We start from the raw sequence: 19,510 nt of genomic DNA, 5'->3' as shown, positions 1-19,510 counted from the left end.
GAGGGCTTGCAACACCTTTTTAAAAAAAATCTCTCCACATGTGTATTTTTTAATCTTTTCGTGTTTTTTCCTTCATTTTTTATACAAATTTGCTTAAATGATGTTTATTCCTGAATATAACGTTTATTATTTTCATATTAATAAGTAGTGCTACTTACCCGGAAAAGGCCTCAGGTTACCTTATGCATCGTTCTATTTACTTAACTCTATGTTTATTTTCTTTAGCCTCAACCGCACAGGTTTTTGCTGAGGTGACTACCGATGTGGAAAATCTAGAAAATGAGCCTGAAAAAACGCCCCTTAGAACAAAAATTTCCAATAAGGCGCAACAATTACAGACACAATTGAAGGTCGATGCCAGAGCAGCACAGGCTGAAGAAGTTAAAGATCCCTTTCAGCCACTAAATAGAAAGATCTATCAATTTAACGATGTGATTGACCGCAACGTGTTACGACCTGTAGCCGTACAATATGTGGAAAAGGTTCCGAAAGATGTTCGCGGCAGCTATACTCAGTTCCGCAATAACCTGGGTGAACCCTGGAATGTAGTCAACCAGTTAATTCAAGGTCGTCCTGCACGGGCTGCCAAGTCCCTAGGCCGCTTTACCATTAATACGCTAACGACTCTAGGTTTGGCAGATCCTGCCCGTCGCTTGGGCTTGAGTCATGAAGATGAAAGGCTGGGAATTACTTTAGGTTATTATGGAGTGCCTTCTGGTCCTTATATCATGCTGCCACTTTTAGGTCCAAGCTCTGTCCGCGGGGTAATTGGTAGCGCTGTAGATAGCCAGGCTCGTCCACAAAAATATATTCTTGATGATAATGACGGACTTTACTGGAGTGACCAGTCTTTGCGTGTTATCGACACTCGTTCTGAAATACTGGACGTTGAAGGGGTATTGACTGGTGATCGTTATGCACAGATTCGTGACATTTATCTGCAACGTACCAGTTATGCAATTGCTGAAAAAAAAGGCTTAGAGTCGGAAAGTCTATTTACTGATATAGATGATGAATTTGAAGATGAGTTTGATGAAGATCAGAGCGATTCGACAGAACCAACCTTTTAAGTAAATAATTTCAGCAAGATTATCGGTGAAAAAGATTCGCCGGTAATCAATAGCTTGTTATAGTACATCTAATAAACAAATTTGGGATTAGTTCATTTCCTTATGTATTTTATTCAGCCGACTCGTGATGTTCCTTATCTTGATCAAGTCCTTGACACGCTTCCAGATGTGCAGATGATTGGTCTTGAAGATCATGAGTTGTATGATCAGACTATTCTTGCAATTTCTGATGTGCATGACTATTTAAAATACCAATGGAATTTTCCTACCATTGTCTTGGCTTTGGAAAATGAAGGAGCTGAACTATCTCAAGCCTGGGAGCAAGGTGCTCTTGCCGGGTGGATCTGGAACAAACTTCCAGCTCAGCCTCTCCTCGCTTTACAAAAAATTGATGCGCAATATAAAAGAAACCAGGATAGTCGCGACTTACCTTCCGCAGCAGAGTTACAACAAAGATTGCTTCCCAACCCGATTGAGCTTTTCAACTATCAGGTAGAAACATATTTTCAGCCTTCCGCTTATCTTTCTGGTGATTGGTACGATTACTGGAAAATTAGCGACAAAGAAGTGATGTTCTATCTGGCTGATGTGTCTGGACATGGTGTCACCAGTAGTTTACTTACATCATGGATGGCAGCTTTTCATGGCCGCTCCAAATCGCCACGTGAACTGATCAAAAAGCTGAATGGCATGCTGGTTCAGGAAAATATTGAAAAGCATATCACCATGATTGCTGGGGTTTTAAACCTTGAAACGCATATAGTGCGCTGGTCCAGTGCCGGACATTATCCACCGCCTATTATCTTTGAACCCAATCAGGCACCCAAAATTTTATCGACCAGTAGTTTTCCACTCGGGCTGACCGAAGAACTGGAAGTAGATGAACAAGAATTCATCCTGAAACGTCATGCCCGATTCATTTTATGTTCGGATGGTGCCCTGGAACCCTTTGATGGCGGTTTGAATGAACAGTTTGCACAGTTGGTCTATCACTTGCAAAATCAATCTTTTCAGGCGCCGGAGCATGTGGCGGACGATATTGCCTTCCTTAGCTTCATACGTATGAATTAGTAATATAATTATTGCTTTAATAGATACTTAAATTAACTCAGACCTTCAGCTACTTGAGTATCAAACTACCCTATGGGATAATTTAATATCCTTCTCTGCAAATGGCATTTATATGTCAACAGGTCATGTTGAATATGCAAGTTTGAACGGAACGCATATTTTTAAGCTTATTGGCGAAGTGCGTGCACAATCTTGCATAAGTCTAGACAAGTTACTGAACAAAATTGAACAGCAAGATAATGTCGTTGGTGCGATCGTTGATTTAACTGAAACCAGTTTTATTGATAGTACTGTGCTGGGCGTTCTTGCGAAACTGGGTTTGAAACTGAAACAAGTGCATCATATCCAGGCTGTCATGCTTTCTACCAATTCAGATATTACAACCCTGGCCAATAGTATGGGTCTGGGACAGGTATTTGTAATTCTGAACTATTGTGGAGATTCGCATGTCTGCACCCGTGCCCTGATCGAAGAGCATGTAACGCATCGTAATATGCTCACTACGGTCCTGGATGCGCATAAGACATTGATGAAACTCAATGAAAGCAACAAAAATATGTTCGAACCTTTGGTTAAACAGCTGCAAAAAGAACAGGATAATCTCGATAAGGTGTCCGAACCCAATATTTAATCTTAATTTTCCAGGAAGGAAACGATGACTTTACTCTCTGTTGTACAAATGAATTCTCAGAATGAAATTGAAGACAATTTCAGAACGATAGAATCCTTGATTCAGCAGAGTAAAGCCGCTGGTGCTGAACTGATCGTCTTTCCTGAAAATTTTGTCTGCTTTGCTGCCGGAAAACAACGCGAAACTGCAGCTCAGTTTGAAAACATTCAGCAACGTCTCGAAAAACTGGCACATCAATATCAGATCTGGATTATTGCTGGCACCCTGCCTTGTCCGTATCGCCCGGATGGTTCAGTCATTGAAGATGGTCGTGTCCGTACTGTAAGCCTGTGCATTAGCCCGGAACGTACTGAAGCACGTTATGACAAGATTCATTTATTCGATGTGCAAGTGGGTGATGCTGTCGGTGGCTATCAGGAGTCCAAATTCTTTGAACCAGGTACAGAGGTCTTGGTTGCGAAAACCCCATTTGGCAATATTGGCTTGATGGTGTGTTATGACCTGCGTTTCTCTGAATTGGCACTGACTTTACGTCAACAAGGCGCCAATATTCTGACTGCCCCTTCTGCTTTTACCTATACCACAGGTCAAATGCATTGGCAGTTACTTCTACAAGCACGTGCCATGGATACTCAGTGTGCTGTGCTTGGTGCTGCACAACAGGGCTGGCATGGAGAAAAACGTCAGACTTGGGGACATACTGCAGCCACCAATAGCCGCGGTCAGGTACTGGATATGGTACATGCGGAAGGTGCTCAGCTGATCACGGTAGATTTTGATTTAAAAGAACAGCATAAAGTCCGTGAGTCCATGCCATTGATGCAACATCGAAAATTGATCCAGTTTTAAAGTTTGCGATTTTCCTGCATAAAATAACAAAATCCCTGCTTATTCCTGTTTAAAAATCATCGAGCATAGAAACTCCATGAAAAAATAACAGGGATTCATATCATGTCATTAGAAAAAACTGTCTATACCGCCCATGCCAAAGCAACAGGTGGCCGCGATGGTCGGGTTACTACGGATGATCAACTGCTGGATATACAACTCGCAGTACCAAAGGAAATGGGTGGTTCAGGCGGTGGTACCAATCCTGAACAGCTCTTTGCTGCTGGCTATTCAGCCTGCTTTTTAGGGGCGATGAAATTTGTGGCTAATCGAGACAAACTGAATATGAGTAAAGAGGCTTATATTGAAGGTGAGGTAGGGATTGGTCCGATCCCAACTGGCTTTGGTATTGAAGTTACCCTAAATGTTCATCTGGAAGGTATGGATCAGGACGAAGCTCAAAAGCTGGTGGATGCTGCGCACATTGTCTGCCCATATTCTAATGCCACCCGTAATAATATTGATGTCACGCTAAATGTGATTACTTAAGATCCAGTAGACAGCTATCCTGAAAAATCTGTTTTCAGGATAGCCTTGATCCAGTATAAAAATTCAATTCTTAGTTGGCGGGTCTTCAGCTTTTTAAATACTGTTTTCATCTTCCTATTTCAAAAAGATAACAATTAGACAGATAGTTATATATAATGATTCTTATTCGCATTTATTATTGGGTTTATTTTGATGTAAAAGCCTCTTCTCCTCATCACACTGTTTTTAAGTATCCCTATCTCCTCTCTTGCAGATGTGCAAGTTTCTGAAAAAATTCGCCCTCAAGTCAAATCCTTGGTGAATCTAGATATTGATCGACTTGCTATTCCTCCTACACCGCATAACATGAGCCTGCCTGAGTTTGGGCAAGGTGTAATTGGCTGGGCACAGGCCCTCAAGATGCAGAAACACGTTTAAAACATGTTAGTAAAGCTGATGTTGAAAAGATGAAACAGGTGGGTTTAACTGTAGAAATAGCGAAAACCTGGCAAAATTTTTATAAAAATGAGACTCAACGCAATGCCGGCAATCCAACCGCTCCATTGCGTGCCCAACTCATGAAGAAAATTATCGACTTGTGGTAATTTATTAAAAAGCAGTCCAACTGGCTACTTTTTAACAGTTCTATCATTAAGCTAATTCTGCTGCTTCATTGGTGACCCGCAGTACTTCCTCCACCGTCGTCTTACCTGCCAGCACTTTACGTAAGCCATCGTCACGAATAGAACCAGATTGTTGACGTGCGTAGCTTTCTAACTCGTATTCTGGTGCATTACCATGAATCAGACGGCGCATATGATCATCCACCGAGACAATTTCATAGATCGCAGTTCGACCAGTAAAGCCTGTATGTGAGCAGCGTTCACAACCTTTTGGCTGTGGTAATTCTAATTGTGTCCCATTATGGACATGGGCAAACAGACCTTGTTCAAATTCATCCGCTACATGCCAGGTCGCACAATGTGCACAGAGAGTACGTACCAGACGCTGGGCAACCACCCCGATCAGTGAACTGGATAATAAGAAAGGTTCAATCCCCATGTCTTTAAGACGGGTTACTGCACCAATTGCAGTATTGGTATGCAGGGTTGATAAAACCAGGTGACCTGTTAAAGAAGCCTGTACTGCTATTTCTGCTGTCTCCAGGTCACGAATCTCACCCACCATGACGACATCGGGATCCTGACGCAGCATCGCTTTTAAAGCACGGGCAAAGGTCATATCCACTTTGGTATTTACCTGCGTCTGCCCAATACCTTCCAATTGATACTCGACCGGATCTTCCGCGGTCAGGATATTCTTGGAACCATCATTCAGATCGGAAAGTGCTGCATACAGTGTCGTCGTTTTACCCGAACCAGTTGGGCCAGTGACTAGAATAATCCCATGTGGACGATGTACCAAAGTCTTGAGGCGATCGTAATCATTATTCATTAGACCCAAATGGGTCATGTTCAGGCGACCGGCCTGTTTGTCCAATAGACGCATTACCACGCGCTCACCATACGAAGATGGCAAGGTAGAAACACGGACATCGACTTCACGCCCTGCTAGGCGCAACGAAATACGACCGTCTTGGGGAATACGCTTTTCCGCAATATCCAGCTTGGCCATGACTTTAATCCGCGAGACTAACAGCGGTGCCAGTTCACGGCGTGGCTGTACAATTTCGCGTAACTGACCATCAACCCGCAAGCGGACTGAAAGTTTCTTCTCAAAGGATTCAATATGAATATCGGAAGCACCCACACGGATTGCTTCTGAAAGTAAGGCATTGATCAGGCGGACAATCGGCGCATCATCTTCCTGATCCATTAAATCTTCAGCTTCAGGGACAGAATCGGCCAGACTAAGCAAATCTGGATGATCTTCCAGACCAGCTGCGACTTGTTGTGATTCGCCACTGTCTCCAGCGAAACTGCTACTGAGTAATTGGCTAAATTCGTGATCATTGCAGAGCTGATACTGGGCAGGATGGCCTAAAAAACGGCGTGCTTCCTGCAATGCAAGCATCGAGGTATTATCACGACGGACGATAAAGACCTGATCCCCTTCATAACGCAACAACACCCCATGGCGTTTGGCAAAACTATAAGGGATTTGTAATTGTTTCAGTACTTGCATCGTAGAATTATAATAATAGTGAAAAAATTTAAATTGAGTGTACTCTAAGCACATGACAGCGTGAAGTATGTTTAGAAAGATTTAGTACGAAAGGACAGCCGCATTGCTACAAGATCAAGTTGATTTTTCCTCTGCTCAGCCCTCTATTCATTGGTGGGGGGAACAGAATTTTGAAATAAATGAGTCCAAAGCCTGGCAATTTGGTTCGCTGCTGTTCCGTCTGACACGTGGCTTGCAGGAATGGCGTCTGGAGTATTACCGCCCTGTGATACAGTTTGACTATGAGCAGAAATGGCACCAAATCGAAGATCCCCATTTTGCCTTTCCTCAGCCAGTGAAAATTGAACGCTATATGTTCAAGTCCACCAAAAGTAAACTGCAACTCATGCCTCGTCTGGCAGATCGTTCTGTAGTGATCAAACCTGTCGATCCCATTTATATTCCGGCCGGACAACGCGGAACCCTATATATCAGTACGCCGCTGTGGATTGCCGGTTTTGTCGATGGACAGCGAGATCCAATTTTTGATGTTCCGGTAATTCTACCTAAAGATACCTGGTTTGGCCCGAATCATCGTTCTGGGGAAATCTGTTATGCCACAGCAGTCGATGGTCGTACTGAGCTAAAACAGCTGACGCCGCGTGCATTTCGTGCTGTAACTCCAATTGAATTCCACAATACCAGTAATCAGCAACTGCGCTTTGACCGTATGAATGTGCCCGTACCTGCCCTACCGCTGTTTTTCAGTGCCAGTACGGGACGTCTTTGGACCTCGCAAATTAAAGTCCTGCATGAAGGTCTGGATCGTCCACCTCGAATTCGGATTGAAAACCGTACCCCACCACATGCCGGTGAAGTGGACTATCTGCATCCGCCACGTGACCCCGCAGGCAACCTGTTCAATATGTTTGATTCATTCTTTTAAGGACGGCTAATGGCAAACTCAAGTATTTCTGCTGAAGTCACCAATAGCCTGAAAGGCGTATTTACCAGTATCAATACTGATCGGCTGACAGAAATTGCTGTCGCAATCGTACTGTGCTTTATTGGGTTTTTAATTGCACGTTTTTTCTCAAATGCCTTTATCCGGACGATTGGCCTACGCTTTAATGCCCATCAGCAAATGGTCTGGCGTCGCGGTATTTTCTACTTCATTTTCCTGCTGTTTGTCATGGCCAGCTTAAAGGAAGCCGGTTTTAAGCTCAGTGTCTTCTTAGGTGCAGCAGGTATTTTGACAGTTGCACTGGGTTTCGCATCTCAGACCTCAGCATCCAACCTGATCAGCGGTATGTTCCTGATTGGTGAAGGTTCTTTTGAAGTTGGTGATACCATTCAGATTACCCTGATTCGTGGGCATACCATTGAAGGTGAAGTCATTTCGATTGACCTGCTCTCAGTCAAATTATTAACCCAGGATAATATCTATGTCCGGTTGCCAAATGAGCAACTGATCCGTGCCCCGGTACATAACCTGTCCAAATTTCCGATCCGGCGAATTCCGATCACGTTGGCGATTAATTTCCATGAAGACATTATCAAGGTTCGTGAAGTACTGTTGGATGTGGCAAACAAATATCCAATGGTGCTTGCCGATCCGAAACCGGCTGTGACAGTAACTGCTTTCCGGGAATCATCCATTGAATTGCTGTTTGCAGTCTGGTGTCAAGGTGAAAACTTTTTAAAAGTTCGTGATGAAATGCAGGAACGCATTCGTAATGGTTTCCTGGAAAATCATATTGAGATTCCTGTACCAAAAATGGGCTTTGTAGATCATCCGCTTGCACGTCCGCTGGAAAATGAAGATGTTGATCAATATGCCAATGAGAAGGAATTGAAGAGGGAGCCGGATTTAAAATAACTTTTTTAAATCTCTCCTAACCTCGCTTTACAAAGAGAGGAATTGTCATAAAAAGCCGCTCTTTTCCTTGCACATTGCTTAAAGCTTGTTCAGGATTTGGGGGAGATTAAGTTAACGCTCAAATGTAGTTAATTTAGATTCAAACCCTCTTCTCCCCATCCGGCATTGGTGCAACATAAGCAATCAATAACATCACTCCTCCTGCCAGCAAGAAGGACAGTACTCGAGTTAAGGTCCCGACATGAGACAGATCAAACATCACCAATTTTAAGGTTACAATCACCAGAATACTACCACCCAGAATCCACATCGGTTTCAGGGCTTTCACTGCCGCAATCCACATCGTTGCAAAAGCCAATAGCACCCATAGAATGGTCAAGCTCAACTGGACTGTAGCATTACTCCAAACTTCCAAACTGTTCAACGGCGTTCCTAAATACATATGCAAGGCACGCAATACAATATAGCTGGATAGCCAAAGTAAACTCAGTACCATAAGTACTGCCATTATTCCTTTATCTCGCCCTGCCCTAATCTGTTGCAGCAACATCCAGATGAAGCTGATCAACATGGCAATACTCACCAGATCAAAAGGATTTAAAACAGGAAGCAAATAGAACTCAAAGGCCTGCTGACTGAGCAGCTGTGAACACAACAACCAGGCTGCCATCAGAATCAAGGTACTGTTGCTTTGCCATAGCATCGGCCAAGCAGAATCCGCAGATTGTTTATAAGACCAGAAACACAGACCTAATGGCAAAATCACCATACTGATATAGGGCATACTTGGAATCAGACATAGGCTTGCCAGAGTCAGACTCAATAGAGCTCCCAAACTCACCCATTCTTTTGAAAGCAACAAGCCTGAGGCTGGTCGCAGCCATTGCCAGGCTAACAATAAAGTTGATAATCCAAAGATACTCCGGGCAAATTGACTCTCCCAAATCAGTACACCATTTTCACTCTGATCAATTGCCAGAACCACACCAGCAAAAACCAATGGCGTTAAGCCACACCATTTTGGCACCAGCCAGCTCCAGTCCTGATTTTTTCTGAAGATAATTTCATTAAGAACAGCAAAAATCAGTGCAACTGTAGCCAGACTATAAATATAGGCATCTGGCGAAGTGAACTCGTCTTCCAATAAGGCAAACAGCATCAGGCTGGCGGAGAAACTGAGTAAGCTCAAGAAGCCAGTACTCAGCCCATCTAGTTGCTGGATATAATGCTTTTTGAACTGGCTAATCAGGAGCACCGCCAGATAACAGCCACTCAGTATCCAGAAGATGTGTCGTGGTGTTGGATTCAGCTCAACAAGATAATACAGACTGCTCAGCCCAGCCATGATCAGTAAGCCCATACTCAAATATTGCCCAACTTTGAGATTCTTTTCCAAAGCCCAGAAATAAATTAATACGCCTTCTACGGCCCAGCCCACTACGCTCCATTCACTTTCCAGCAAAATTGGTGGAATCAGGGCAATAAAAATCAGCATCAGACTGAGATAGCTATTGGCAATGATATTCAGGGTATGACTGCGCCGCGATCCTAACCAGCAAACTGCGAATACTATGGCATAAATCAGGCTCAGTCCTGCCTGCCATGTACGTTCATTAAAATGAATCAGATACAGGAAAATATAGGCTGTAATTGGCGCGGCAAAAATCAGGGCAATGTCCAGAATCGGCTTGAGCTGGAACCTGCTCAGGTCATCTTTAGCGAGTAACTGACTAAAACGAAATCCCAGCCAGATAAACACGGCACTATGTGCCAGAATCAAGCCAGTCATGCTATAGCGCTCAGAAGTGTAGCCATGAATCAGCGCATAGATTCCCCCAACAATCGCAGTGACCAGAAAGGCAATCTGATTCAGCGTCTTCCAGGGTTTTAAGCTGGTCAGCGTTGCTACTCCGATATTAATGACCAGATAATAAGCAATCAGCTCTACAGCGGTGGCATCCCGTACAGGCAAAGTAAATGGTGCAATATAGGCAATTAGCAGCGCCATCACTGTCAATTCAAAACTATTCTGCTTAAAACTGAGATATAGCGTCATGGCCATAATCAGCACAAATAGCACTGATGCCATCAACAGACCAGGAATGACCAGATTGTAATAGGCAAAGAATAAGGTCAGAAACAGCGCACTTAATCCCAGACCCTCCAGTGCCAGCGCAAAACTGCGGTTTTTCTCGATCAACCAATAGCCCAGCCCAGTAACAGCCATACTTGCCAAAGCAATCAGGCCCAATTTCATCGTCAGGCTGATTTGCCAATGCTCCGTTGCAAAACGTAGTAACAGGATAATCCCGACAACCAGAATCCCGATTGCAGCTTTAAGTACCGGATTGCCCTGAAAAATCCAGCGCTGGATCTGATCGATTAAACCCGGTGAAGCATGATCACCTTGAGTGGGCTGTTGAAAGGCTTGCAGTGGAACTGGCTGAGAATTTAGAGTGTCCTGACTTGGCATCGAGTGAATACGATGCTGCAACTGACGCAATGACATCTCTATTCGTTGTAACCATCGGAACAGAAAGAAAATCCAGGCCGTAACGCCCAGCCCCATCAACCATTTCAGGTCGATGACACCTCCCACAATGGTAATCAGGGAAGAAATATATAATGGAACTTTGGAATAACCAGAAATAGACAACTGATGTTCAGCAGTGATCTCTTCAAGTGGCTGCTGCACTGCATTGACATACTGCATTACACTCATCAGAAAACCGAGCCCACATAAATAGCTGACAATCTCGTAATCCAGATACCAGGCACTCAAGCCTACAATCACCAGGCTGATCAGCCACATCATGCGTAATTCATTTTGCCCTGTTGTCATTCTTATATTTTCCAGTCCCATACCACTCCATCATACAACATGCCGCTGCCGGTTATTTCATCTTCGGTCATTATTCGCTAAGCTGTTGCCACAGACTTGCTCAGCGGGCACGCTAAAAATCACGTACAATAATGCTATTATTTGAATAAGGAATTGAATACATGCCACCATTTGTCTTGGTCGATGGCTCTTACTTTTTATTTCGTGCCTTTCACGCGCTGCCACCGTTAACCACGTCAACCGGTTTACACACCAATGCAATTCGTGGTGCAATTTCTGCCATTCAAAAACTGATGCGCCGTGTCCAGCCTACACATATGGCAGTGATTTTCGATACCCCTGAACCCACTTTTCGTCATGAACTGTCACCCATCTATAAAGGTGACCGCCCAAGCATGCCGAGCGAGCTTGCCGAGCAAATTCCCTACCTGCACGCATTAATCAAAGCCTTAGGAATTCCACTACACGCCCTGCCAGGCGCAGAAGCCGATGATATTATCGGCACACTGGCAAAACGTGCTGAAGCCATGGGTCATCAAGTACTGATCTCTACGGGCGATAAAGATATGGCCCAGCTGGTGACCGAAAAAGTAACCCTGGAAGACAGCTTTAAAGAAAAGCCACTCGATGTAAATGGTGTATTTGAAAAGTTTGGGGTCTGGCCAAATCAGATTATCGATTACCTGACCCTCATGGGCGATGCCTCAGACGGTATTATGGGCGTACCTGGCGTCGGTGCCAAAACCGCAGCCAAATTATTGAATGAATATGGCTCAATTGGTGGCATTCTGGAAAATGTCGACAAGATCAAAGGCAAAGTTGGACAAAATATCAAAGACAATGTTGAAGGCATTACGCTGGATCATCAGCTGGCCAGTATTGTGATCGATTTGGATTTGAGCTTTGGTTATGATGATTTAAAACTTGCTGAGCCAAATGTTGCCAAACTACGCGAACTCTATACCGAGCTTGAATTCCGTAACCAACTGCAATCTCTGGATCATCCAAACAATCCGAACAATAGCAATTACAAGCAAGTAGTTCAGTCGATTACAACCAAACCTGTAGCGCCAATAGAAGAAGATCATGCATCATTGACCAGCAGTGATGATCAACTGGGACAGGCGACTTATCACACCGTGCTGAATCAGGCAGATTGGGATGCTTTATTTAATCGTTTAAATACTGCCCAACGTTTTGCTTTTGATACTGAAACCACCAGTCTGGATTATCGTATTGCTCAAATCGTGGGCTTCTCGGTGGCTTTTGATGCAAAGGATGCCTATTACGTACCGCTGGCACATGACTATGAGAATGCGCCTGAGCAGTTAAATCGTGAAACCATCCTTGCGCAAATCAAACCCATTTTAGAAGACGACACTATTCAGAAAATTGGCCATCATCTGAAATATGATGCGCATGTCCTAGAAAATCATGGAATCCAGCTGGCAGGCTGGTACTTCGATACCATGCTGGCGTCTTATGTGCTGAACTCAGTGGCAACCCGTCACGGTATGGATGACGTAGCACGTCTTTATTTAAGCCACCTGACCACGACCTTTGAACAGATTGCCGGTAAAGGTGCGAAACAGAAAACCTTTAACCAGATTGATATTGAAACTGCAGCACACTATGCCGCAGAAGACGCCCATGTCACTTATCGTCTGTATGAAGTGCTGCATGAAAAACTCAAAGTACATCCGGAACTGCTCAACATCCTGCTAAATATTGAAATGCCGGTCGCACGTGTATTGACCAGCATGGAAGAAAATGGCATTCAGCTGGATCTGGCTTTCCTGGATCAGTTGGGCTGTGACTTTGCTGAAACCATGAAAAATCTGGAACAGCAGATTGAAGAAATGGCGGGCGAATCCTTTAATGTCAGCTCACCGAAACAGGTTGGTGAAATCCTGTTTGATAAGCTGGGTCTAAAAGGTGGCAAGCAAACCACAACAGGTCAGTACAGCACCAGCGAAAGCATTCTGGAAAAGCTTGAGCATCCAATTGCCGAGTTGATCCTGAACTACCGTGGTCTGTCCAAGCTGAAAAGTACTTATACTGATGGGCTCTGTAAACAGGCCAATAATGATACTCATCGTGTACATACCAGCTATCATCAGGCACTGACTGCAACCGGTCGTTTATCCTCAACCGACCCAAACCTGCAGAATATTCCAATTCGTGAAGAAATTGGCCGTCAGATCCGTAAAGCTTTTGTTGCACCAGAAGGTCGTATTTTACTTGCAGCCGATTATTCCCAAATTGAATTACGTCTGATGGCACATTTGTCTCAGGATGATGCACTGGTGGATGCTTTTATTCACGGTCAGGACGTCCATCGTCGTACCGCGGCAGAAGTCCTCGGTATTGCCCTGGAAGATGTGACCAATGATCAACGTCGCCAAGCCAAAGCAGTAAACTTCGGTCTGCTTTACGGCATGTCCGAGTTTGGCTTGACTCGTCAGCTTGGTTTCACCCGCCAGGAATCACAGGAATACATCAAGCAATATTTCCACCGCTATCCGGGTATTTATGAATATATGCAGCGTACCCGTCAGGTTGCGCTGGAACAGGGCTTCGTGGAAACCATTCTTGGCCGCCGTTTGTATACCCCAGATATTGATGCGCGCAATATGATGATACGTAAAGCTGCTGAACGTGCTGCAATCAATGCCCCACTACAAGGTTCAGCTGCCGATATTATCAAGATAGCGATGATTGAAGTCGACAAGATGTTGCCAAAAGACCAGGCCAAAATGCTGCTGCAAGTCCACGATGAATTGGTATTTGAAGTTGATGAAGCGATTGCTGATGAGCTGGCACCTAAGCTGGCTGAAGTAATGCAATCTGTAGTGCAGATCTCTGTGCCTTTACTGGTAGAAGTGGGCCAAGGCAAGAATTGGGATGAGGCGCACTAAAGTGCTTTGAACCCCTCTTTCAGAGGGGTTTCAGGAGATTTATATTAGCCCTCTCCCCCAGGGAGAGGGAGTTACACCTAATTTTGATTACCATGAATAGTCTTATTAATTCCTTCTTCTCTTTTTAAGATAAAGAAGACTATTACTTCTCAGAGATGAATTTCCAAGAAGTTACCTCTCCTCTCAGGAGAAGGTAGGAAGAGGTAAAACCTCTTTTGAAATTTATAATAAATAAAAAAGGACGCCTAAGCGTCCTTTTTTATATTCTTAAATCTTAGAAACCAGTCAACAACACCATGGCCACTTCACGCATGATCAGATCAACCACCATCAGTGCCAGAATCGCCAGAATTGGAGACAGGTCGATCATACCGATATTCGGCATGATACGACGGAAGGGTGCCAATAATGGCTCTGCCAGTTCCTGAACCACTTCAATATAAGGCGAACGGGATTGAGTAAACATCACTACCCAGCTCAAAATGATGGTCGCGAAAATCAGATAACGACAGAAACGGATCAGGTCCTGAATCATGGTCACAAAAGTCAGTATTAACAGATGAATTGGACCATTTGGCATACCACCAGAAAGATACATCATGCCAAAAATTTTCAGCAAATACAGCACCACTAATAATGCCAGCGCGGCAGTATTTACCCGACCCTTCGCCAGAGTTGGCAGAATACGACTAAACACATCTACAATCTTGGTGGCCTTTACAGTTGAAAGTACCACCGGATTGTAAGGACTCACCGAAGCCAACTGCATTAAAAAGCGGAAGAATACGAGCAAAATTGCGACGTTAATGATAATGCCAAAAATTAGCGCAGAATTTGCACCCATACCTGAAGGTTCCTAAATATTAAATTTGAAAATTTACTTACTGCTGTCGCTAAGCTCTTGAGCGAGCTCCTGACTGCGTTTTGCAGCAGCAGCCAGAGCTGCCTGAATGTTTTGAGAAATCTGGGCCTGATCAAAGACTTCAAGTGCAGCCTGAGTCGTACCATTCGGTGAAGTCACATTTTTACGTAATTCAGCTGGTGTATTTGCACTGGTAATTGCCATTTGCGCTGCACCTAATGCAGTTTGCAAGGTCAATGCAGTCGCCACTTTCTCATCTAGCCCCAGATTCACACCTGCGCGGATCATGCTTTCCATCATATAGAAGAAATAAGCCGGACCTGAGCCAGAAACCGCCGTTACAGCATCAATTTGCGCTTCAGAGTTTACCCAAATTGTCAGGCCAGTTGAAGCTAAAACCTGACTCGCCAGCTCACGGTCTGCTGTACTCATGTCTGCATTGGCGAATAAACCATGCGCGCCAGTCTGTACTAATGCTGGTGTATTTGGCATCACACGAACAATACGATCGGTACCAAGTAAGCTAGACAAAGTCGCAATTTCAGCACCTGCTACAATGGAAATAACCAATTTACCGTCCAACAAACCTTGCAGCGGTTTAAGCACATCCGCTAGCACCTGTGGCTTCACCGCAAATAGCACAATATCGGCATGTTTGATTGCAGCAATATTATCATCAGTAACATTCACTTCTTTTTCAGCAAGCAGTAGACGCACTTTTTCGACTGGATCAGAAACTGTAATACGGGTTGCCGGCAAACCACGTGCAATCAAGCCACCAATTAAGGCTTGAGCCATGTTACCACCACCAATGAAACTGATATTACAATTTAAAGCTGCACTCATTTTTAATGCTCGTCTTTGTGTTCTGAAATTGAAGAGACTGAAATTGGCTGCCACCCCTCCACCTCACAATAGGCAGATTCAGCCAACCAAAATCCTTTGGGCGTAAACACGCCTAGCATAACATCATCTATGCTTAATATTTGAATTGTATGCCGCATCCATGGAAATATTTGCGCATCCTGAATGGCTTTTTTCAGTGGCCAAGAACCGACACGTCCACATAAATGAATCTTTTCGCCACCTTGGCGCTGTGTCAGTTTCAAGTGCTGATTCAATAAATCCAATGATAAACCGATTGCCGCAGACCGAATCTGAAACTGTCCTGAAGGCAAATCAATACGATCCTGAAGTCTGAAAATCATCTGCTGTTCGCCAGAAAATGGCTGTTGACCTGCCAGATAAATTTCTTTACTGAGCTTATAGACCAGCTGCTGATAACGCACATAATAAAAACCTTGCCAATGCAAAGCCGCCTGGGCATCTGCACGGACATGAATGACTTCACGTTGCAAGCGCTGTACCATATCCAGTGTAGGCCGATACTGTCCCCCCCCTTTCATCCAGTTAGATAGCAGCTGGCGCTGGCGTGCTAAAGACAGTTCAGAAAATTTAGATAAGTCTAAAATATTATCTTGGATACAAACGTCTGTATCTTGTCGCAACACATCCTGCAAGATTTCCTGAGCATCCTGCATCAGATCCGTGGTTCGGGCTAAAGCTGCCTGCATTTTTGGGAAGCGCTCACTTAATAGCGGCCACAAAATCTGACGTGCCCAGGCACGATCATAATCATTATTCTGATTGCTCGGATCTTCAATATTCTGAATATTCAGGTCAGCGGCCCATTGGCAAATCTGCTCACGAGAAATATCCAAAAGTGGACGCCAGATGGTTAAATCTTCTCGTATATCTACCCGCTTCATGGCAGACAGACCATCGACTCCGGCCCCAGATAGTAAACGCAGCATCAGTGTTTCTGCCTGGTCCTGCTGATGATGCGCAAGAACTAGAATTTCATTGGGCTGTAGATGCTTCAGATAGGCCTGATAACGTGCTTCCCGGGCCTGATTTTCCAGATTACCTTGTGCCACAATAACTGGCTGGACAATACAGGGGATACTCAGCTTTTGGCATTCATGCTGAACAAATCTGCCCCATTCAGCGCTACCACTTTGCAGCTGATGATCGACATAAATCGCACGGATTTTTTCCGGGCACAAAAAAAACATCAGATGCAGTAACAGCATGGAATCCACGCCGCCACTGCATCCGATGAGAAATTTTGTTTCTGCAGGAAAGTCCTGCAGCTGTTTTAAGAAACCAGACCTAAATTGTCGCTGCCAAACTTCATTAAACGCTGGTAACGTGCTTCGCATCGTGCCTCGGCTTCCATCGGTTGCAGTTCATTCAGCGCTTCTTTCAGTACTGCTTTCAGGTCTTGCATTACCTGATCAGGATTTAAATGAGCGCCTTCACCTTCATCTACTACATATTCCACAATACCCATATGCTGCAGTTTTTCCGCAGTCAGTGCCAGTGCTTCACTGGCTTGTTCAGCTTTGTCCGCAGTTTTCCACAGGATCGATGCACAGCCTTCTGGTGAAATCACAGAATAGATACTATGAGATAACATCACCACACGGTCTGCCACCCCAATCCCCAGTGCACCACCAGAACCACCTTCACCCAGTACAGTCGCAATCACAGGTACTTTCAGGTTAGACAACTGTGCCAGACTTGTAGCAATCGCTTCAGCCTGACCACGCTCTTCTGCGCCTACGCCTGGATAAGCGCCCATCGTGTCAATAAAGGTAAATACAGGCAGATTAAAACGCTCTGCCATATCGAGCAGGCGTTGTGCCTTACGGTAACCTTCAGGATTCGCCATCCCGAAGTTATGCTGTAATTTTTCACGGGTACTACGGCCACGGTGCTGACCAACAATCATCACAGGCTGACCGTCAAAACGCGCCAGACCACCAATCATTGCACCATCATCACCATAGAGACGGTCACCATGTAAAGCATCAAATTCAGTGAATATTTCACCCACGTAGTCCAGGAATTGTGGACGTTCTGGATGACGTGCAATTTGCACGGTCTTCCATGCTTTTGATGGAGTCGCTTTATTTTTCATAGGTTAACCGTTTTCATCCCTATAAAGGTGTTAATCAACAAATTGTTCAGACTGAATTGCGAGATCAATTTCCCAATTCCTAAACTGCACCTGTTCATCATGCAGTTCAGCCACCAGTAAAGGCCATTGTCGGGCATCACCGGCTACGCTGAGTTGCCATTGTTGCGCATTCTTCACCTTCAGTTCAATGGCAGGAAGCATCTCATCGCTACGACTATGATTGACCAAAACCGCCAGACGAAGCAGTAAACACAGGTACAAAAGTCGAGAACCACCGACTTTGTTGACATCTATCCTGGCATCAGCGCGCAATTTACGACGATGATGTGCGACCAAATGTGACAGATGATTCTGGTCGACTTGCGAGAAACCGGCAATGTCCGAGTGCTGTAACAAATAAGCCCCATGACGATGATAACCACTATGACTGATCGCCAGACCAATTTCATGCAGATAAGCTGCACGACGTAACAGATCACTGTCTTCGCTATTTAAAGCTAAAGGTTGTTTCACATCATCAAACAGTTTTTGCGCGGTTTTTACCACACGTTCTGCCTGTTTGGCATCAGCATTATAACGCCCCATCAAGGCATGCACAGAACGGTCACGGATATCCTCGTGCTGGAAACGCCCGAGTAGGTCATACATCACGCCTTCACGTAATGCCCCGTCAGAATAGGTCAGATAACCAATATTCAGAACATCAAAGACGGCATACAGAATGGCAATTCCTGCTGGCAACACCGCACGGCGGTCTTCTTTAAGGCCTTCAAACTCCATGTCCGTGACATGTTTATATTTGAGTAATTTATCTTTGATTTTTTCCAGGCCTTCACGCGTCAACTCCTCGCGCTCGTTACTCCAGCCCATATTGACACAGATCTGGCGGCAGGCTTTGATGGTGCCACTCGAACCAACCACAGCATCCCAACCTGCTGCTTTATAGGTATTGGCAATACCGGAAATTTCTTTACGTGCCGCCGTGACAGCTTTATCAAAGGCCTTTTGATTAATATCGCCATCTTCAAAATAAGCTTTGGTAAAGGCAACACAACCCATCTGCACGGATTCGGTATGAATCGGTTCAAATTCTTCACCAATAATCAGTTCAGTTGAACCGCCACCAATATCTACTACCAGACGACGGCCACTATTGGCCATGGTATGTGATACACCTAAATAGATCAGGCGGGCTTCTTCTCGACCTGCAATAATTTCGATGGGTTTCGGTAAAATTTCTGCTGCCTTTTGAATAAATTCATGGCCATTTTTTGCCTGACGTAAGGCATTGGTCGCCACGATACGTAAACGGTTGGGCTGAACCGAACCCAAACGCCCCACAAAGCGTGCCAGACAGGCTAGACCACGTTGCTGCGCAGCTTCAGTCAAATTCTTATTTTCGTCCAGGCCTGCTGCAAGCTGAACTTTTTCTGACATTGATGCCACTTTCTTGACTTCGCCGTGGTCCACTCGAGCAATGGCCAAATGAAAGCTGTTTGATCCCATATCGATGGCGGCAAGTAATTCTTCATCAATCAAAAAGTCAGACATTCCAGAAATAAACCTTTAACGAATTGTGCTTAGAGTAATTCACAACCATGCAATTTAAAAGCCATTTGTATCGACAATTTAATCCCTTTTAGTTTTTTCTTTCTATGTGACAATTGTGTTACACGATTATCTCTATCGTGATCATCCATTAGACAAATTGACAATATAGGTTGAAAATTTGCATATTCCCCTACATTGTTAAAGAAGGCTATGTAATACTAAG

Annotated in this window: 15 protein-coding genes and 1 pseudogene; 9 read left to right on the top strand and 7 right to left on the bottom strand. The window is 44.5% G+C overall.

Annotated elements, in window-relative coordinates; translation table 11 throughout:
• Positions 1 to 182: 182 nt before the first annotated feature.
• From B3D47_RS00910 to B3D47_RS00885, 6 genes and pseudogenes are all read left to right on the top strand, one after another.
• Positions 183 to 1,070, top strand: a complete 888-nt coding sequence (locus B3D47_RS00910; protein ID WP_004889856.1) for an MlaA family lipoprotein — start codon at positions 183 to 185, stop codon at positions 1,068 to 1,070.
• Between the two features lie 102 nt (positions 1,071 to 1,172).
• Entirely contained in the window at positions 1,173 to 2,141 is a 969-nt protein-coding gene (gene gigA / locus B3D47_RS00905) for an RsbU family protein phosphatase GigA (RefSeq protein ID WP_286859458.1), read from the top strand.
• A gap of 112 nt (positions 2,142 to 2,253) precedes the next feature.
• On the top strand, positions 2,254 to 2,772 hold the full coding sequence (gene gigB, locus B3D47_RS00900) for an anti-anti-sigma factor GigB (RefSeq protein ID WP_004812973.1): 519 nt from the start codon (positions 2,254 to 2,256) through the stop codon (positions 2,770 to 2,772).
• Between the two features lie 24 nt (positions 2,773 to 2,796).
• Positions 2,797 to 3,621 (top strand): carbon-nitrogen hydrolase family protein, encoded by an 825-nt coding sequence (locus B3D47_RS00895; protein WP_286859456.1) that lies wholly within the window; start codon positions 2,797 to 2,799, stop codon positions 3,619 to 3,621.
• Positions 3,622 to 3,723: 102 nt separating this feature from the next.
• The gene (locus B3D47_RS00890) at positions 3,724 to 4,149 is read left to right on the top strand and encodes an organic hydroperoxide resistance protein (protein WP_076753114.1); all 426 of its coding nucleotides are present in this window, start codon (positions 3,724 to 3,726) and stop codon (positions 4,147 to 4,149) included.
• A gap of 219 nt (positions 4,150 to 4,368) precedes the next feature.
• Positions 4,369 to 4,733, top strand: a pseudogene (locus B3D47_RS00885) (DUF4951 domain-containing protein).
• Between the two features lie 46 nt (positions 4,734 to 4,779).
• On the opposite strand, the gene gspE reads toward B3D47_RS00885, so the two are convergent.
• Entirely contained in the window at positions 4,780 to 6,273 is a 1,494-nt protein-coding gene (gene gspE / locus B3D47_RS00880; RefSeq protein ID WP_286859454.1) for a type II secretion system ATPase GspE, read from the bottom strand.
• Between the two features lie 103 nt (positions 6,274 to 6,376).
• Between gspE and B3D47_RS00875 the strand changes: the two genes are divergently transcribed.
• Positions 6,377 to 7,198 (top strand): hypothetical protein, encoded by an 822-nt coding sequence (locus B3D47_RS00875; RefSeq protein WP_273797990.1) that lies wholly within the window; start codon positions 6,377 to 6,379, stop codon positions 7,196 to 7,198.
• 9 nt (positions 7,199 to 7,207) lie between these two features.
• On the top strand, positions 7,208 to 8,131 hold the full coding sequence (locus B3D47_RS00870) for a mechanosensitive ion channel family protein (RefSeq protein ID WP_004812984.1): 924 nt from the start codon (positions 7,208 to 7,210) through the stop codon (positions 8,129 to 8,131).
• A gap of 139 nt (positions 8,132 to 8,270) precedes the next feature.
• Here the strand turns inward: B3D47_RS00870 and B3D47_RS00865 are convergent, their stop codons facing one another.
• Positions 8,271 to 10,973: a DUF2339 domain-containing protein gene (locus B3D47_RS00865; protein WP_286859450.1), complete on the bottom strand. Its 2,703-nt coding sequence runs from the start codon at positions 10,971 to 10,973 to the stop codon at positions 8,271 to 8,273.
• 161 nt (positions 10,974 to 11,134) lie between these two features.
• Between B3D47_RS00865 and polA the strand changes: the two genes are divergently transcribed.
• Positions 11,135 to 13,891 carry a DNA polymerase I gene (gene polA / locus B3D47_RS00860; RefSeq protein WP_286859448.1) on the top strand — a complete coding sequence of 919 codons (2,757 nt, stop codon included), beginning with the start codon at positions 11,135 to 11,137 and terminating at the stop codon, positions 13,889 to 13,891.
• Positions 13,892 to 14,165: 274 nt separating this feature from the next.
• On the opposite strand, the gene B3D47_RS00855 is transcribed toward polA, so the two are convergent.
• The 5 genes from B3D47_RS00855 to ppx are packed head-to-tail and all read right to left on the bottom strand — an operon-like array spanning position 14,166 to position 19,287.
• Positions 14,166 to 14,735 carry a YggT family protein gene (locus tag B3D47_RS00855; protein ID WP_004889875.1) on the bottom strand — a complete coding sequence of 190 codons (570 nt, stop codon included), beginning with the start codon at positions 14,733 to 14,735 and terminating at the stop codon, positions 14,166 to 14,168.
• 33 nt (positions 14,736 to 14,768) lie between these two features.
• Complete coding sequence (gene proC, locus B3D47_RS00850; RefSeq protein WP_005221028.1) at positions 14,769 to 15,599, bottom strand: pyrroline-5-carboxylate reductase; 831 nt, start codon at positions 15,597 to 15,599, stop codon at positions 14,769 to 14,771.
• A gap of 2 nt (positions 15,600 to 15,601) precedes the next feature.
• Complete coding sequence (gene tilS, locus B3D47_RS00845; protein WP_082180215.1) at positions 15,602 to 16,975, bottom strand: tRNA lysidine(34) synthetase TilS; 1,374 nt, start codon at positions 16,973 to 16,975, stop codon at positions 15,602 to 15,604.
• Positions 16,912 to 17,736, bottom strand: a complete 825-nt coding sequence (locus tag B3D47_RS00840) for an acetyl-CoA carboxylase carboxyltransferase subunit alpha (RefSeq protein ID WP_004812992.1) — start codon at positions 17,734 to 17,736, stop codon at positions 16,912 to 16,914. The genes tilS and B3D47_RS00840 overlap by 64 nt, the downstream gene beginning before the upstream one ends.
• 30 nt (positions 17,737 to 17,766) lie before the next feature.
• Entirely contained in the window at positions 17,767 to 19,287 is a 1,521-nt protein-coding gene (gene ppx, locus B3D47_RS00835; protein WP_286859444.1) for an exopolyphosphatase, read from the bottom strand.
• Between the last annotated feature and the right edge of the window lie 223 nt (positions 19,288 to 19,510).

The sequence above is a fragment of the Acinetobacter sp. UBA3461 genome (genome assembly GCF_002381195.1).
Classification (GTDB): Bacteria; Pseudomonadota; Gammaproteobacteria; order Pseudomonadales; family Moraxellaceae; genus Acinetobacter; species Acinetobacter schindleri.
Note: the sequence above shows the minus strand (reverse complement) of the source record. Positions and strands in the feature narration are given on the sequence as shown.

Excerpts from the sequence above, each read along its gene's own strand:
- B3D47_RS00910 (WP_004889856.1), top strand. The coding sequence starts at position 183 with ATGCATCGTTCTATTTACTTAACTCTATGTTTATTTTCTTTAGCCTCA.
- gigA (WP_286859458.1), top strand. The coding sequence starts at position 1,173 with ATGTATTTTATTCAGCCGACTCGTGATGTTCCTTATCTTGATCAAGTC.
- gigB (WP_004812973.1), top strand. The coding sequence starts at position 2,254 with ATGTCAACAGGTCATGTTGAATATGCAAGTTTGAACGGAACGCATATT.
- B3D47_RS00895 (WP_286859456.1), top strand. The coding sequence starts at position 2,797 with ATGACTTTACTCTCTGTTGTACAAATGAATTCTCAGAATGAAATTGAA.
- B3D47_RS00890 (WP_076753114.1), top strand. The coding sequence starts at position 3,724 with ATGTCATTAGAAAAAACTGTCTATACCGCCCATGCCAAAGCAACAGGT.
- gspE (WP_286859454.1), bottom strand. The coding sequence starts at position 6,273 with ATGCAAGTACTGAAACAATTACAAATCCCTTATAGTTTTGCCAAACGC.
- B3D47_RS00870 (WP_004812984.1), top strand. The coding sequence starts at position 7,208 with ATGGCAAACTCAAGTATTTCTGCTGAAGTCACCAATAGCCTGAAAGGC.
- B3D47_RS00865 (WP_286859450.1), bottom strand. The coding sequence starts at position 10,973 with ATGACAACAGGGCAAAATGAATTACGCATGATGTGGCTGATCAGCCTG.
- polA (WP_286859448.1), top strand. The coding sequence starts at position 11,135 with ATGCCACCATTTGTCTTGGTCGATGGCTCTTACTTTTTATTTCGTGCC.
- B3D47_RS00855 (WP_004889875.1), bottom strand. The coding sequence starts at position 14,735 with ATGGGTGCAAATTCTGCGCTAATTTTTGGCATTATCATTAACGTCGCA.
- proC (WP_005221028.1), bottom strand. The coding sequence starts at position 15,599 with ATGAGTGCAGCTTTAAATTGTAATATCAGTTTCATTGGTGGTGGTAAC.
- tilS (WP_082180215.1), bottom strand. The coding sequence starts at position 16,975 with ATGCGAAGCACGTTACCAGCGTTTAATGAAGTTTGGCAGCGACAATTT.
- B3D47_RS00840 (WP_004812992.1), bottom strand. The coding sequence starts at position 17,736 with ATGAAAAATAAAGCGACTCCATCAAAAGCATGGAAGACCGTGCAAATT.
- ppx (WP_286859444.1), bottom strand. The coding sequence starts at position 19,287 with ATGTCTGACTTTTTGATTGATGAAGAATTACTTGCCGCCATCGATATG.